This is a genomic window from Pseudomonas sp. MWU12-2319 (genome assembly GCF_023242525.1).
Lineage (GTDB): Bacteria > Pseudomonadota > Gammaproteobacteria > Pseudomonadales > Pseudomonadaceae > Aquipseudomonas > Aquipseudomonas gingeri_D.
Window position 1 is genome coordinate 1 of sequence record NZ_JALJES010000023.1, and the last position, 14,402, is coordinate 14,402.

11 protein-coding genes and 1 tRNA gene are annotated in these 14,402 nt (G+C 59.8%); 9 read left to right on the forward strand and 3 right to left on the reverse strand.

Features of this window, described 5'->3' with window-relative positions:
* Positions 1–406: 406 nt before the first annotated feature.
* The 3 genes from M5C01_RS28190 to M5C01_RS28200 all read left to right on the forward strand — a co-directional run bounded on the left by M5C01_RS28190 (position 407) and on the right by M5C01_RS28200 (position 3,149).
* Positions 407–1,462: an O-antigen ligase family protein gene (locus tag M5C01_RS28190; RefSeq protein WP_306110048.1), complete on the forward strand. Its 1,056-nt coding sequence runs from the start codon at positions 407–409 to the stop codon at positions 1,460–1,462.
* 39 nt (positions 1,463–1,501) lie between these two features.
* A tRNA-Thr gene (locus M5C01_RS28195) sits at positions 1,502–1,577 on the forward strand.
* A 309-nt stretch (positions 1,578–1,886) separates the two neighbouring features.
* Positions 1,887–3,149 (forward strand): putative sugar O-methyltransferase, encoded by a 1,263-nt coding sequence (locus tag M5C01_RS28200; RefSeq protein ID WP_218586105.1) that lies wholly within the window; start codon positions 1,887–1,889, stop codon positions 3,147–3,149.
* 91 nt (positions 3,150–3,240) lie between these two features.
* Here M5C01_RS28200 and M5C01_RS28205 read toward each other — a convergent pair whose 3' ends face one another.
* On the reverse strand, positions 3,241–4,059 hold the full coding sequence (locus M5C01_RS28205) for a 2OG-Fe(II) oxygenase (protein WP_152741230.1): 819 nt from the start codon (positions 4,057–4,059) through the stop codon (positions 3,241–3,243).
* Positions 4,060–4,324: 265 nt separating this feature from the next.
* Here M5C01_RS28205 and M5C01_RS28210 point away from each other — a divergent pair, with 265 nt between their 5' ends.
* Both M5C01_RS28210 and M5C01_RS28215 read left to right on the forward strand, forming a co-directional pair.
* Positions 4,325–5,821, forward strand: a complete 1,497-nt coding sequence (locus M5C01_RS28210) for a DNA-3-methyladenine glycosylase 2 (RefSeq protein ID WP_152741229.1) — start codon at positions 4,325–4,327, stop codon at positions 5,819–5,821.
* Complete coding sequence (locus tag M5C01_RS28215) at positions 5,818–6,315, forward strand: methylated-DNA--[protein]-cysteine S-methyltransferase (protein ID WP_152741228.1); 498 nt, start codon at positions 5,818–5,820, stop codon at positions 6,313–6,315. The genes M5C01_RS28210 and M5C01_RS28215 overlap by 4 nt, the downstream gene beginning before the upstream one ends.
* An 8-nt stretch (positions 6,316–6,323) precedes the next feature.
* On the opposite strand, the gene nadC is transcribed toward M5C01_RS28215, so the two are convergent.
* Positions 6,324–7,172: a carboxylating nicotinate-nucleotide diphosphorylase gene (gene nadC, locus M5C01_RS28220; RefSeq protein WP_152741227.1), complete on the reverse strand. Its 849-nt coding sequence runs from the start codon at positions 7,170–7,172 to the stop codon at positions 6,324–6,326.
* 370 nt (positions 7,173–7,542) lie between these two features.
* Between nadC and M5C01_RS28225 the strand changes: the two genes are divergently transcribed.
* From M5C01_RS28225 to M5C01_RS28240, 4 genes are all read left to right on the forward strand, one after another.
* Complete coding sequence (locus M5C01_RS28225) at positions 7,543–9,750, forward strand: DUF1631 domain-containing protein (RefSeq protein WP_152741226.1); 2,208 nt, start codon at positions 7,543–7,545, stop codon at positions 9,748–9,750.
* A gap of 129 nt (positions 9,751–9,879) precedes the next feature.
* On the forward strand, positions 9,880–10,443 hold the full coding sequence (gene ampD / locus M5C01_RS28230) for a 1,6-anhydro-N-acetylmuramyl-L-alanine amidase AmpD (protein WP_103494700.1): 564 nt from the start codon (positions 9,880–9,882) through the stop codon (positions 10,441–10,443).
* Positions 10,440–11,276, forward strand: a complete 837-nt coding sequence (ampE, locus tag M5C01_RS28235; protein WP_152741225.1) for a regulatory signaling modulator protein AmpE — start codon at positions 10,440–10,442, stop codon at positions 11,274–11,276. Before ampD ends, ampE begins: the two co-directional genes overlap by 4 nt.
* A gap of 283 nt (positions 11,277–11,559) precedes the next feature.
* A complete protein-coding gene (locus M5C01_RS28240) occupies positions 11,560–13,590 on the forward strand; it encodes a methyl-accepting chemotaxis protein (protein ID WP_178129964.1) in 2,031 nt (676 codons plus the stop codon).
* 18 nt (positions 13,591–13,608) lie between these two features.
* On the opposite strand, the gene M5C01_RS28245 is transcribed toward M5C01_RS28240, so the two are convergent.
* Positions 13,609–14,400 carry a TatD family hydrolase gene (locus M5C01_RS28245; RefSeq protein ID WP_178129963.1) on the reverse strand — a complete coding sequence of 264 codons (792 nt, stop codon included), beginning with the start codon at positions 14,398–14,400 and terminating at the stop codon, positions 13,609–13,611.
* Positions 14,401–14,402: the final 2 nt, after the last annotated feature.

The following is a 14,402-nucleotide window of genomic DNA, read 5'->3' on the forward strand; positions in this document are numbered from 1 at the left end:
GATGCATCTGTACACCGCCTGAAATGGAAATTCTGAGGTTGTAATGAATGCTGCCTGGACTGGGCGAACAAAGATTTGGCTGGTATTCACGCTGCTGATCGCTGCGGTGATGATCTTTGGGCACGGTCTGGGCGGGAATACGCTTCAGCGTCTTGGGCAACTCGCCGTTACCAGTACGGCAGTGGTTTTCCTGCTTTGCTGCCGAATGCCCTATGCGTTCGGTCTTGTCGATCGGCCCGCGCGCCTGGCCTGCGGGTTGGTCTTACTGGCAGGTATCGTCTCTTCCCTCTATGCGCATCAACCTCTCTGGGCTCTCACAGAGGTCGCTCTGATCGCTGCATGTTGCTGCTGTGCTGAAGCCTTTGCCCATTCACGTCGAGCCAATGGGGCATCCGTTGATCAACTGTTGCTGCTGTTCGTGGTGTTTATCTGCGCCTTCAAGAGCTTTGACTTTCTGACACTGGCATTCCGTTCGTTTGCCGCTGGCACAGGGATACTGGACACCGGTGGGCTTCTCAGCGGCTTCTCCAACAAACGCTTCTACGGCCAGTTCCAGACCTTCACCCTGCCGTTTTTAGCGCTCCCACTTTTGCTGTCTACCACCAAGCGTTCAGCCCAAGCCTGGACTTTCTCGCTGCTGAGTCTCTGGTGGCTGATCGCGGTGACGGGTGGTACTCGCGGCACCTGGCTGGGCATGGGGGGGGCGACCTGCGTGCTCTTCATCTGCGGTCACTCAGGCAGGCGCTGGATCACCTGGCAGTTGCCCGCTGTCGTGGTGGGGGTGATGCTCTACTGGCTGTTGTTCAGTGTCCTCGCCGGTTACCTCGGTATGGAGATGAGCAACGCCGCCAGCGAGCGCCTGACAACCACACTCTCCGACCGAGGCCCGCTCTGGCAACAGGCCTGGGACATGATCCGCGAACACCCCTGGCTCGGCTTCGGCCCCATGCATTTCGCCGATATCCACAACCCCATTGCCGCCCACCCACATCAGGCCATTCTGCAATGGGCCAGCGAATGGGGCGTTCCTTCCACCTTGCTGGTCATGGGGTTGGTAGGACGTGGCCTATGGGCGACTTTGACTCTCATCCGCGAGCGCGCGACTTCCGGTGACCCGACCGACCTACTGCGCCTGTGCCTGTTCGCCAGCCTGATCGGCGCCCTGACCCAATCCATGGTCGATGGGGTGATCGTGATGCCGTACTCCCAGTTCTGGCTGTCGCTGGTGGTTGGCTGGCTGATGGCGTTGCATGTCTGGAAGCGCGAGCCGGCCAAACCCAACGCTTTTATCCGCTGGTCGTGGATGGGCATCAGCAGCGCGGCTGTGCTGCTCCTGGTCTATGTGGCGATCCGGGATGTTCCCCATCTGGACGAGCGCGACAAACTTTACCAGCAGCAATACGGCGGCCATTATCAACCGCGCTTCTGGGTCCAGGGCGTGATTGCGATCAAGCCCGAGTAGCTTGCCCGCTGTGGCATCGGATGCTAGCTTTAGCTCCACGCCGGTGTAGCTCAGTCGGTAGAGCAGCGCACTCGTAACGCGAAGGTCGTAGGTTCGATTCCTATCTCCGGCACCATATTCAGTTTTCAGCTCGTTTCAACCTTTCCCAATAATCCCCGCAGGTCCAAACCTTGCGGGGATTTGTTTATCTGAACCCGCCTCGGCCATTCCGAACCTTCCTCGCTTTCGAGCCGGATTTCCCGCAACCATTGACGCCGAGGCGAGGGACAAGTCGGAGGGCGATGCCCAGGAACAGCAATATCAACCAATAGAGCGTGACGATAATAAATACCGGGCTTTTCTATTTTATAAAATATGACTACTCTTCCTTGTGATTGCCTGATCTAAATCTAAAATTTTCAGTAAATACAAGGAAAGCATCTGAATGCGTATTTTAGGTAAGGTTCTGCGCGGCGCCTTCAAGGCGATAGCGAGTAACCCTGTGACATTGTTCAGGATTCAGCAGGGATGGCTGAAGTTTGGATATAAATATCTCGATTTTAGTGCGGCTTCCTGGGTGATCCGCAGGCCCGAATGGCTCATTACAAAATCTCAGAACAAGCTTATTCAGCTTGAGCCAGAGCTGTCCGGAGAGTCATTCCCTGATACGAGCATTTCAAAGCGCATCATTACACGCTACCAGATACTCAAGGCCACAGACTCCGGTACTCAGGAACTAATCCCAGAAGAGTCAATGTGGGGTGTTTTGCGGCTTGAATATTATGGTGAATTGTGCAAGTTGGTAGAGTCGGAGAACTCTGAATTGCTCGCAAATCATTACGCTAAGATTTTTCGCACGGAAGCGGTCAATGGATATTCGTACGGTACTACATTTGACTCGGCGGCTTTCCGCTGGGCGTATCTACCCATCGGTATTGAGTTGTCCGTTGTAACGCTTGCGGAGCATCTTGGTATACTTCGTGCCAAAACCCATGAACAAGGGCAGATTGCATACTGGCGATTGAGTTTCACTGAAGAGCAGTTGATGGATAAGCTTGAGTCGCACTTCGGTTTCAGAATTGAAGCGCCTCGCTTTGGGGATCCGCGCGGGATCCTGTTTGGCGGTCGCTTTCTGGTTCGCGAAACATGCTCCCACCTTTATACCGCACAGCGCATTCAAGAGATCATCAATCGCCAGGGCATCGACGAACCGTTGAAGATTGTCGAAATCGGTGGAGGGTACGGTGGCACGTGCTACTGGCTGAGAAAGTTGCTGGGCGATCGAATCGCCAGGTATGTGATCGTCGATCTGCCTGAGGTGGGTCTCGTGCAGTCCTACTTCCTTGGCTCTGCTGCGTCGGAGTCGCTGGTGCTTGAGGGGGAGCGGCTCGAAGGTGTGTTATCGCCGATTCAACTGATCCCGTATTTTGACCTGGAAAAAATCGACTTCCAGCCAAATGTGTTGATCAACCAGGACTCAATGCCGGAAATGCCAGAGTCCGAAGTCGACCGCTATCTGGCCTGGGGAGTGAAGAGTCTGAACGGGTTGTTTATCAGCTTCAACCAGGAAGCCTATTCGCCCTGGGCCGGCACTCCTCAGGTTCACGTACCAACGGCAGTGGCGAAGTACCCCCATTACCGCAGGGTCTCACGAGAAACATCATGGGACCGCCGTGGATACGTAGAGGAGGCCTATGTGACTCAGTAGGTGCCGGCTTCCGTTCAGGCCGCTGGCTGGACGAGATCTGGAAGCGGCAAGCTGAGGTATGTTTGCCGCTCTTTCACCCCAGGCACGACAATCAGTCAGGCTCGCGCTCTTCGAGCGCCTTGCCGCGGCGAATCTGCAACACTTTCGATAGGGTGTTTCGGACATGGTTGTCGACTACGCCAAGCAGGCGTTTTCCAGGCTCTTCAGGCCGGCCGCTGAATGAAGTCACATGGAAGTAGTCGTCATTACCAGGCGAGGCCTTCGAGAAGTAATAGTTGGACACACAGCAGCGCGGGGTATCGACGGCAACCTTGCTGACGGAATGCCAGGAGTCGCGGTTGGTGTCCATGACGACCAGCCGGTTGAACGCGGAAACGATGGTCTTTTGTTTCTTGACCTTTGTATCCCACAGCTCAAAATTTCCACCATTCTCCAGAACCCAGCCCGGGGTCACGTAATAAAGGAGATTCAGGCGCCGATAGAGGCCTCGACCACCGTCGTGACTGTTGTCGATGTGAGGGTTCAGGAAGTTATCCTTGAACATCATCGACAGGCCGCCAGCGTAAAGGGACGGATCGGGGATGAGGCTCTCGACGCCAACCAGTTCGGCCACCTTGCCAACCACCTTTTGGCTCTGCATGGCGTAGGTGACATCGCGCAGGATCTGGGGGCGATCAGCCAGGTTGGCCAGGGTTTTCTTTTTTTCGCGGAACGATTGCTGGTCAAGAAAACCGTCAGCGTTGCGTGGATAGGCGCCATAAATCTCCAGGGCTATTTCTTCAGGCAGAAGGCCGTCGATGACGAAATGGCGTGTATGAGTGCCTTGCGGATTGTTCCACTGATCCTGGATATCTGCCCGGCAGCTCTCAAGGCGGTCGACGATAAGTGCTGCTATGTCTTTGACGTCCATTTCAATTCCTGAATGACGTGATGGCTTGTACGTCGCTGGGATTTTCGTGTCAGGGTCTTGATTTATCAAACTATTATTATTACTCCATATGTCAGCTTACTGGCGATTGGGAGGTCAGTCCTGTGTTGTTCTCAGGAGTCGCCATCACTGGAAAGCCAGACTCCTACAAGGTTCGTGCGTGGTCCGAAAGAGGGTTTGCACCCGGCATGTCATCCACGTCCGAAAATGGCGAGAACAGCCCCATCACCGGTGCTAGTCTCTGCCCATGAACACGACTATTGCTTCCTCATTCCCCTCGGCCGATATCTGTGAGAAGGCCCGCCTGAGCCGCGACGCGCGCTTTGACGGGGTCTTTTTCACGGCGGTCCTCAGCACCCGGATCTACTGCCGCCCCGTCTGCCCGGCGCGTCCGCCCAAGGTCGAGAATGTGCAGTATTGCCCCAGTGCCGCCGCCGCCGAGGCCTTGGGTTTTCGACCCTGTCTGCGTTGCCGCCCAGAACTGGCGCCGGGCAACACCATCTGGCTGCATGGCGAGCATCTGGTCGGCCGTGGCCTGAAGCTGATCCACGAAGGTTTTCTCGCCGAACAGTCCCTTGATGACCTGGCTGCCCGACTCGATGTCGGCGCCCGACAGCTGCGGCGCCTGTTCGTCAAACACCTTGGCGCTCCACCTATCGCGGTCCATGCCACCCAGCGCCTGTTGTTCGCCAAGCAACTGCTGACCGAAACCGCGCTGCCGATCACCGAAGTGGCGCTGGCCTCGGGCTTCCAGAGTCTGCGTCGCTTCAACTCGGCCTTTGCCGAAGCCAACCATGCACCGCCCCGGGATTTTCGCCGCAAGCCCTTGGCCAATGCCAACAACGCGTTGGTCCTGCGCCTGGGTTATCGACCTCCCTACGATTTCAAGGCTGTATTGGCGTTCCTCGCCAGTCGCGCCTTGCCGGGTATCGAAGTGGTCGACGAGCAAGGCTATCGGCGAGTCTTCGGCAGCCACGAATCGCCCAGTTGGCTGCAGATCAGCGCCTGGCCCGATGGCGGTCATGCCTTGAAGCTCGAACTGTTCAATGTCCCGCCCAGCCAGATGCTACCGGTGGTCACACGGATTCGCCGGATGTTCGACCTGGACGCCGACCCCCAGGCTATCGCCGCTACCCTGGGCGCGAGCCCGGTGCTGGCGCCACTGGTTGAGCGCTATCCTGGGCAGCGGCTGCCAGGCGGCTGGGATGGTTTCGAGATTTCGGTGCGGGCAGTGTTGGGGCAGCAGGTCAGCGTGGCGGCGGCACGTACCCTGGCATCGCGACTGGTGACCCGCTTCGGCACTGTCATTGAGGCGCCGCCGGCACCGGGCCTGGATCGCTTGTTTCCGTCTCCAGAACAGATGGTCGACGCGGACCTGGGCTCAATCGGCGTGATCAGGACACGCACCGCCACCATTCAAGGCATCGCCCAGGCTTTACTGGATGGACGGGTGAGTTTTCGTACAGAGCAACGCCTCAATGACTTCGTCAAAAGCTGGGTTGCCTTACCGGGAATTGGCGAATGGACCGCGCACTACATCGCCATGCGCGCGCTCAATCATCCCGATGCCTTTCCGGCGGCGGACCTGATCCTGCGTCGCGAAGTGGTCAGGGATGTTCCGCCCTTGAGCACCAAGGCACTGGAACTGCTCGCCGAAGACTGGCGTCCGTGGCGCGCCTATACGGTGATGTACCTGTGGCGCGGGGCGAGTGAGGCAGAATCGATACGCAGGAGTCAAAAATGACAGCAAGCACGATTTACTACGACATCATCCCTTCGCCCATCGGCCCCATGATGCTGGTGGCCGACGACGACGGGCTGCGGGAGCTGCGCTTCGAACTGGACTATCGGCCGCAGACGCCATTGGACGGCTGGCTGCATGCGCCGGAGAAACTGGCACAGGTGCGTATTCAGTTGGAGGAGTACTTTGCCGGTGAGCGCGTCGAGTTCGATCTGAAGCTCAATATGCTCGGCACGGACTTCCAGAAAGACGTCTGGCAAGCCCTGGTGACCATTCCTTACGGCGTGACCACCAGCTATGGCGAAATTTCCCAGCGGATCAATCGACCCAAGGCGTCACGGGCAGTCGGGGCGGCCAATGGCCGCAATCCGGTGCCGGTGATCGTGCCTTGTCATCGGGTGATCGGCAGCAACGGCAGTTTGACCGGGTTCGGTGGCGGGCTGGCGGCCAAGCAATGGTTGCTGGAGCTTGAGTCGCGGCGCTTTTCGTTGCGTTGAGCCTCTTCTCAGAGACTCAAACGCATCGACAGATCCACCGCCTTCACATCCTTGGTCATCGCACCAATGGAGATATAGTCCACGCCGGTCTCGGCAATCGGCCGCAGGGTGCTTTCATTGATCCCGCCGCTGGCTTCCAGCTTCGCCTTGCCGGCATTCAGGCGCACCGCTTCGCGCATATCGTCCAGGCTCAACTCATCGAGCATGATGATATCCGCCCCCGCCGCCAGCGCTTCCTTGAGCTCGGCAAGACTTTCCACCTCGATCTCCACCGGCTTGCCCGGTGCGATCTTGTGCGCCGCGCTGATCGCCTGGGCGATCCCGCCGCACGCGGCGATATGGTTTTCCTTGATCAGGAACGCGTCGTACAAGCCAATCCGATGGTTATGACAGCCACCACAGGTAACCGCGTACTTCTGCGCCAGGCGCAAACCCGGCAAGGTCTTGCGGGTATCCAGCAACTTGACCGGGGTATCGGCGACCTGATCGGCGTAATAACGCGCATGGGTCGCGACCCCGGACAGCAGTTGGAGGAAATTCAGGGCGCAACGTTCGCCGCTGAGCAACGAACGCGCCGGGCCTTCCAGATGGAACAGCGGCTGGTTCGGCTGTACCCGTTCGCCGTCGCGTACCTGCCAATGCACGGCCACCCGTGGGTCGAGCTGGCGAAACACCGCATCGACCCAGGCCGTACCGGCGATGGTCGCCGCGTCGCGGGTAATGATGGTGGCCTTGGCCAGGCGCTCGGCGGGGATCAACTGGGCAGTGATGTCGCCACCGCCGATGTCTTCGAGCAACGCACGGCGCACGTTGGCTTCGATTTCGGCGGTCAGGTCGGCGAGGCGTAGATTCGGCATAACGGACTCCACAAACAAAGTATCTTGATTATAGGGGCAGGGCGCCGCCCAACCCAAGGCGCGTGGCCGAGACTGGCCGCCCGGATCTTGCCTTTGGTCGCTTGCCGTGAGCGTTTTGCCCGATCGGCGGTCTATTTTCATATGGATCTGAAAAGGAATTGCCGAGGACTAGTAAAAGTGACATCTTTTACAAGATAATCTGCCTTGTAATTGACGTCATAGCTTTGACGTATCTGTAATTCCCCGATTATCGATAGCCGGTGAGCACCTGAGGTGTTCGCCGAGAAGCGGTCGTGAGGCATGATGCCCACTCCCCGCGGACACCGATCTTTCACCTGAACAGACAGAACCGCTGCGGCAGGAGGCTTTGATGCACAATGACGGGAAGGTCGTGCCTTTGCACAAGGCTGCCGACGATCAAGCGACGCCGTCGCCGCTTGCCCGTTTGCCCGTGGTTCTGGTCCAGGTCCGGGACAAGGCGGCCTTGCAGCTCAAGCAAGGCTTGCAGGTGCTGTTCGATAATGCCGACGACACCCTGTTCGAAATGGCCGACAAGGCCCAGAACAACGTCGACCAGAACACTTTTTTCGAAGCCATGCGCGACCTGCGCCTCAAGCGCAAGAGTATCGAGCGTGGTTTTCTCGAACGCTTTTTCGAAGCCTTTGACCGCCTTGGCCAGTACGATATCAGTGAGCCGACACTGTCTTCGGTGGTGTCCTACGAAGCCCTGGCGCTGGTGCCCAACGATGAGCTCGAACGCACCGTGGCCCTCGATGCCATGGTCGCCAAGGTCCTCAGCCGTGACAGTTTTGCCCTGGGGCAACTCAGCACCCGCTTCAATGCCTTGATTCCCCGACGTGTCGATGACGCGAGCAATCCCATGGGTCCGGCGATGCTCTGTGAGTATTTCCTCGAGGCCGGGCGTAACCTCGGGGTGGAGATCAAGGTCAAGCTGATCATTCTCAAACTGTTCGAGAAATATGTCCTCCGCGACGCCGACCAGTTGTATGCCGAAGCCAATCAGCTGCTGATCGCCACCGGTGTGTTGCCGGAGCTCAAGGCCGCTCCGGCACGACGCGCCAGCGATCGTGCGGCGGCCAGCACCCGCGGCCATCAGGCGCCGACCGCCAGCGCCAAGCCCCTGGATGAAAGCGTGCAGGAGGTGTTCGCCGCCCTGCAGGAACTGCTGCTGCATGTGCGTGGCAGCGTGGCGCCCAAGCTTGAGGCCGGCTCCGAGGTCCAGCCGATTTCCACCAACGATCTGCTGCGCCTGCTCTCGCATCTGCAGCAATATGTGCCGGAGCCCAGCTCGGCGGAAGACTTCGACCTACGCAACCAGCTGGAACAGCTGTTGACCCGGGTCAGCGTGAAAAGCGGCAAGTCCCGGGTGGTCGGGGGCATGGACGAAGACGTGATCAACCTGATCGCCATGCTCTTCGAATTTATCCTCGATGACCGGGTCCTGCCGGACTCGCTGAAGGCGTTGATCGGCCGCTTGCAGATCCCGATGTTGAAAGTGGCGGTGCTGGACAAGAGCTTCTTCAGTCGCGGCAGTCATCCGGCCCGCCGCCTGTTGAATGAAATCGCCTCCGCCGCCCTGGGCTGGGGTTCCCGTGACGACTATCACCGTGATGCCCTGTATGTGCGTATCGAACAGATCGTGCAGCGGCTGTTGAATGATTTCGTTGACGATCCGGCGATCTTTGCCGAGTTACTGGTGGAGTTCCTCGCCTTTACCAGCGACGAACGCCGCCGTAGCGAATTGCTCGAACAGCGTACCCGGGATGCCGAAGAAGGCCGTGCTAAAGCCGAGCAGGCGCGCCAGCGGGTTCAGGAAGTTTTGAACGAGCGGTTATTGGGGCGGACCTTGCCCGAAGTGGTGGTGCGTCTGCTCCAGGAGGCCTGGAGCAAGGTGTTGTTGCTGACCTGGCTCAAGCAGGGCGAAGCGTCCGCCGAATGGCAGGCCGGCTTGCAGACCCTGGACGATTTGATCTGGAGTGTCGAACCCCAGGACCCGGTGGATGCTCGGCTCAAGCTGCTGGAGCTGGTCCCTGGGTTGCTCAAGTCCCTGCGCGACGGCTTGACCAGCGCCGCGTTCGATCCCTTCGCCACCAGTGAGTTTTTCAGCCAGTTGGAAGGCCTGCATGTGCAGGTACTCCAGCAGCTTGCCAGGAAGAATGCCGAACCCGTGGCGAGCGAGCAGGCCCCGGCGATGGTCGAGGTGGTGGAGGAGATTGTCCTCAGTGCCCCCCACGAGCCCCTGGTCGAGGACGTGGCCTTCGAGTTGCCGGCCGATGACGCCGCGCTGCTCTGGATCCGGCAATTGCGCATCGGCCAGTGGGTGGAAATCCGCGAGGACGAGGAGAACAGCCTGCGCTGCAAGCTGACGGCGATTATCGAGCCGGGCGGCAAGTACATCTTCGTCAATCGTACCGGCATGAAAGTGCTGGAGCGAACGGCCCAGGCCCTGGCCGTGGAGTTCCGCCGTGGCGCGGTCCGCCTGCTTGACGACGCCTTGTTGTTCGACCGGGCGCTGGCCTCGGTCATCGGCAATCTGCGGCGGATGAAGAAGCGCTGAGTACGCCTCGCTTGTCCTGGCGTCGGGCATTGCTCAAGAAAATTTCTTCGATAAGCGCGGATTGCTGACCCATCCACGTGCCTATCGCGGCATACTGAGCCTGTCGTGTTTGTCTTCGAAGGAATCGGTATGCAGTTGGATCCCGCCAGCGGTTGGTGCCAGGACGTGCGTCACTGTCCTTCGCCCAACTTCAACCAGCGTCCAGCCGAAGAAATCTCCCTGCTGGTGATCCACAACATCAGCCTGCCACCGGGGCAGTTCGCCACGGGCAAGGTGCAGGAGTTCTTCCAGAATCGCCTGGATGTCACGGAACACGCCTACTTTGAAGGCATCGCCGACCTGCGCGTGTCTGCGCATTTTCTGATTGAGCGTGACGGTATAGTCACTCAGTTTGTCTCTTGTCTGGAACGGGCCTGGCATGCCGGCGTCTCGTCTTTCGAGGGGCGGGAAACCTGTAACGATTTTTCCCTGGGTATCGAGTTGGAGGGCACCGATGAGCTGCCTTTCACCGAGGCGCAGTACGCTGCGTTGATTGCTTTGACCCGTCAGCTACGGGCCGCTTACCCGGCCATTACCCCGCAACGGATTTGCGGCCATAGCGATATCGCCCCGGGCCGCAAGACCGATCCGGGACCAGCGTTTGACTGGGCGCGCTTTCGTGCCGCCGTGCTGGAAAAAGGAGAGTCACAATGAGTTTTCTGGTGTTGCTGCTGGCGGTCTGGATCGAAAAGTTCTCGGCCTTGCGCCAACGGGTCCAACGTGACGGCGCCTGGCTGCGGGAGCTGGCCCGGCTGGAAGCCGCTCCGCGAACCGCCGGGCAGCCCTGGCTGGTGCTGATCCTGCTGGTGCTGTTGCCGGTGGTCGTGCTCGGTCTGCTGCTGATGGCGCTGCAACCGCTGGCCTATGGTTTGCTGGCCTTGCCGGTGCATTTGCTGGTGGTGATTTACAGCCTCGGCCGTGGGGATCTGCTGGCGGCCCTCGGGCCGTTTCGCGATGCCTGGAGGCGCGGTGATGTGCAGGCGGCGGTGCATGTGGCCAAGCGTGACCTGGATGTGTGCGCCGACAGCGATGAGCAGTTGCTGGAGCAGGTCCAGGGCTACCTGTTGTGGCAGGCCTACCAGAGTTTCTTTGTGGTGATTTTCTGGTATTTCCTCCTGGGTCCGGTGGCGGCGCTGAGTTATCGGCTGCTGGCGCTGGCGGCGGAACGAGGCCAGAACCCGGCGCTGGTGGAACGTGCGACCTTGCTGCGGCACGCCTTCGACTGGTTGCCGGTGCGCTTGCTGGCGGCCAGCCTGGCGCTGGTGGGCAACTTCGTCGGGGTCAGCCGGGTGATGCTGCATGAGTTGCTCAACTGGGACATCACGGCGCGGCAACTGGTGGAAAAGGTGGGTCGTGTCGCCGGGGAAATCCCTGCGCCGGTGGTTGGCGCCGATGGCGTCACCAGCCTGGACAGCCTGTGGGAGCTGCTGCTACGGGCGGCGGTGCTCTGGTATGCCGGGTTTGCCCTGTGGACCGTACTGATCTGATCCGAGGGGACACGGCCCTCACAAACACAGCGGACCTTTAGGAACCTGGCTTGCCAGCGAAGCTTTTGGCGGTCTCAAGGGCCCCTTCGCGGGCAAGCCCTGCTCCTACAGGTCTGTGGTGTTTTCAAAAGCAATGCAGTCGTCAGACCGTCAGGCAATGGCCATTAACCTTAAGTTACAAAACACCCTTTCAAATTAAGTTATACAAGCAGTAGCTGCGGATACTGGCTTTATGCCTTGCCGTGCCTGCCTCTATAAAAATAATACGAAAGGGAGCATTCCAGTGAAGCGCTTGCTATATCCCGCCGTCGCCCTGATGAACCGCTTGAGCTTCGGAATGAAGTTCAGTTTGATCAGTGTGCTGTTCTTCGTGCCGATGCTGGTGACCAACTTCTACCTGGTGCACGATTCCTACCGCGAATTCTCCGGCACCCAGATCGAGCTGCAAAGCCTCGCCCTGTTGGGCAGCAGCCTCAGCCTGCGGCGCGACCTGGAAACCCTGAACAACCAGGTGCAGATCGACGCGGTCCTCGGTCAGTCCGGCAAGGCGGGGGATCTGGAAGGCAAGATCCACGCCCTTGAACAAAACGTGCTCGCCCGCCTGCAAGGCCTGGCACCGGTGACGATCGACCCGGAACAGATCGACGCCTTCAACGCCAAGCGCGATGAAATGATCAGCGCCTTCAAGGCCCAGCAGGCCGAAACCTCCCTGCAAAGCAAAAGCGCACTGATCGCCAAACTGTTGGCCAAGGCGCAGATTTTCAGCCAGATCATTGCCAGTCAATCGGGGCTCAGCCGTGATAACCAGAGCGATCTGCGACAGTTGAGCGAACTGGTGACCAGTGTCACGCCGCAAGTGACCCAGACCTTGGGCGAAGGCCGCTCCATGGGCGCTTATTCCCTGGGCCAGGGCTTTCTCAATTCGGCGTCGAGCACGCGCTTCGACGAGCTGTTGCAGCAGATCGAGAAGTTGCAGGCCGAATACGCCCTGAAACTCCAGGATGCCCTGGGCGGCAGTAAAAATGCCCATGCCGCCCTGGATTCTCAGGCCGCCGCCAGCAAGGCGTCGTTGAAAAAAGGCAGTGAGCTGTTCGAAGAGCAGGTGGTCATGGCCGAAACCCTCGATGCGCCCTGGCCGGCTTTCTACGATCAGGTCAGCGCCCTGATGGCGCAAACCTACCAGCTCAATGACGCGACCCTGGCCTATCTCGGCCAGGAGCTTGAACAGCGCCTGGGGCAAAATCGCCTGCATATGCTGTCACTGGTGGTCGCGCTGGCGGCGGTGTTTTTCTCCATCGTCTATCTGTATGGCGGTTTCTACGCTTCGACCCGGACCACCTTGCGGCGTCTGGGGGAAATGATGAACAAGGTCGCGGCCGGGGACATGACGGTCAATTTCGTCGCCCATAGCCGCGATGAACTGGGTGAACTGGGCGGCGTGTTCAATGGCACCGTGGCGAAGATCCATGACCTGATCGAGCGGGTCGGGCAGACCGTCAGTGAGGTCGAGCGCCAGGCCGGACAGGTCGAGTCGGTATCGGCTCGCAGTAACCTGGCGGTGGCCGGTCAGCGCAGCCAGATCGAACAGGTGGCGACGGCCATGAATCAGATGTCGGCCACCGCCCAGGAGGTGGCCCGCAGCGCGGCGGCGGCGGTGAGCAGCGCCCACAGCGTGAATGGCGAAACCCTCAGCGGCCGCGGTCTGGTCGAGTCGCAACAGAACAGCATCGTGCAGTTGGCCGGCGAGATCGATCAGTCGGTGCAGGTGATCAATCAACTGGCCACCGATAGCCAGTCCATCAGCCGGGTGCTGGAAGTGATCAAGAGCATCGCCGAGCAGACCAACCTGTTGGCCCTCAACGCGGCCATCGAGGCGGCCCGGGCCGGTGAGCAGGGGCGGGGCTTTGCGGTGGTGGCCGACGAGGTCCGGACCCTGGCCAAGCGCACCCAGCAGTCGACGGGGGAAATCGAGCAGATGATCAGCCGGCTCCATGGCGGCGTGGGGGCGGCGGTGAAGGCCATGGGCATCAGCCATGGGATGGCGAACAGTACGGTCAGCCAGTCGGAAAAGGTCCAGCAGGCTTTGGAAAACATACTCGGCGCGGTGGGCATGATCGTCGACCAGAACCAGCAGATCGCGGCCGCCGTGGAACAGCAAACCGCCGTGGCCCACGATATCGACCAGAACATCGTCGAGATCAACCGCGCGGGTGAGCGTACGGCGGAGGGTGCGCATCAGACCGAAAGTGCCAGCCGCCTGCTTTCGGTACAGGTGGTGGAACTCAAGCAATTGATCGGCGCGTTCAGGGTCTGAAACGGGGCTTGCCGGCGCTCACGCTGTTGCTGCAGGCCAATTGAACAGCGCACAGGCATTGGCCGTGCTGGCGCTCGCCAGCGTCTCCGGGTTCACACTCATCAGCCCGGCCAGCGCCTTGCAAATCGCCGGCAAATGCTCGGGGCTGTTGCGCTGGCCGGCGAACATCACCGGCGCCATGTCCGGTGAATCGGTCTCCAGCACCACGCTGTCCAGCGGCAGATCGGCGATGACCTTGCTCAGGCGCAAGGCCTGCGGCCAGGTGCCGGCACCGCCCAGCCCCAACTTGAATCCCAGCTTGAGGTATTCCCGGGCTTCCTCGCGACTGCCGGCAAAGGCATGGATGATGCCGCCGCGCGCCGGGCGAAAACGCTTGAGAGTGGCAATGGTCGCCGCGTGGCTTCTGCGCACATGCAGCAGCACGGGCAGGGCGAAGTCCACCGCCAGTTTCAGTTGGGCTTCGAACAGCGTTTGTTGGCGTTCACGATCCAACTGCGGCAAAAAATAATCCAGGCCGAACTCGCCCACCGCGCACAACTGCGGATGACCGGCACAACGCGTCAGCCAGTCGCCCAGTTCGTTGAGATCGGCCGGGCGGTGCTCATCCAGGTACACCGGGTGCAAGCCGAACGCCGCGTGCAACCGCGAGTCGCTTTGCACCAGGTCCCAGACCCGCTGCCAGTTTTTCTGATAAACCCCCAACACCACCATCCGCCCCACACCCAGGGCGCGGCTGCGCTCAAGGACCTCGTCGCGATCGTTATCGAAATCGGCAAAGTCGAGATGCGTATGGGTGTCGATCAGCTCCACTT

Coding starts and splice junctions, on each gene's coding strand:
- M5C01_RS28215 (WP_152741228.1), top strand. CDS start 5,818: ATGACAGCAAGCACGATTTACTACGACATCATCCCTTCGCCCATCGGC.
- M5C01_RS28205 (WP_152741230.1), bottom strand. CDS start 4,059: ATGGACGTCAAAGACATAGCAGCACTTATCGTCGACCGCCTTGAGAGC.
- nadC (WP_152741227.1), bottom strand. CDS start 7,172: ATGCCGAATCTACGCCTCGCCGACCTGACCGCCGAAATCGAAGCCAAC.
- ampE (WP_152741225.1), top strand. CDS start 10,440: ATGAGTTTTCTGGTGTTGCTGCTGGCGGTCTGGATCGAAAAGTTCTCG.
- M5C01_RS28210 (WP_152741229.1), top strand. CDS start 4,325: ATGAACACGACTATTGCTTCCTCATTCCCCTCGGCCGATATCTGTGAG.
- ampD (WP_103494700.1), top strand. CDS start 9,880: ATGCAGTTGGATCCCGCCAGCGGTTGGTGCCAGGACGTGCGTCACTGT.
- M5C01_RS28225 (WP_152741226.1), top strand. CDS start 7,543: ATGCACAATGACGGGAAGGTCGTGCCTTTGCACAAGGCTGCCGACGAT.
- M5C01_RS28200 (WP_218586105.1), top strand. CDS start 1,887: ATGCGTATTTTAGGTAAGGTTCTGCGCGGCGCCTTCAAGGCGATAGCG.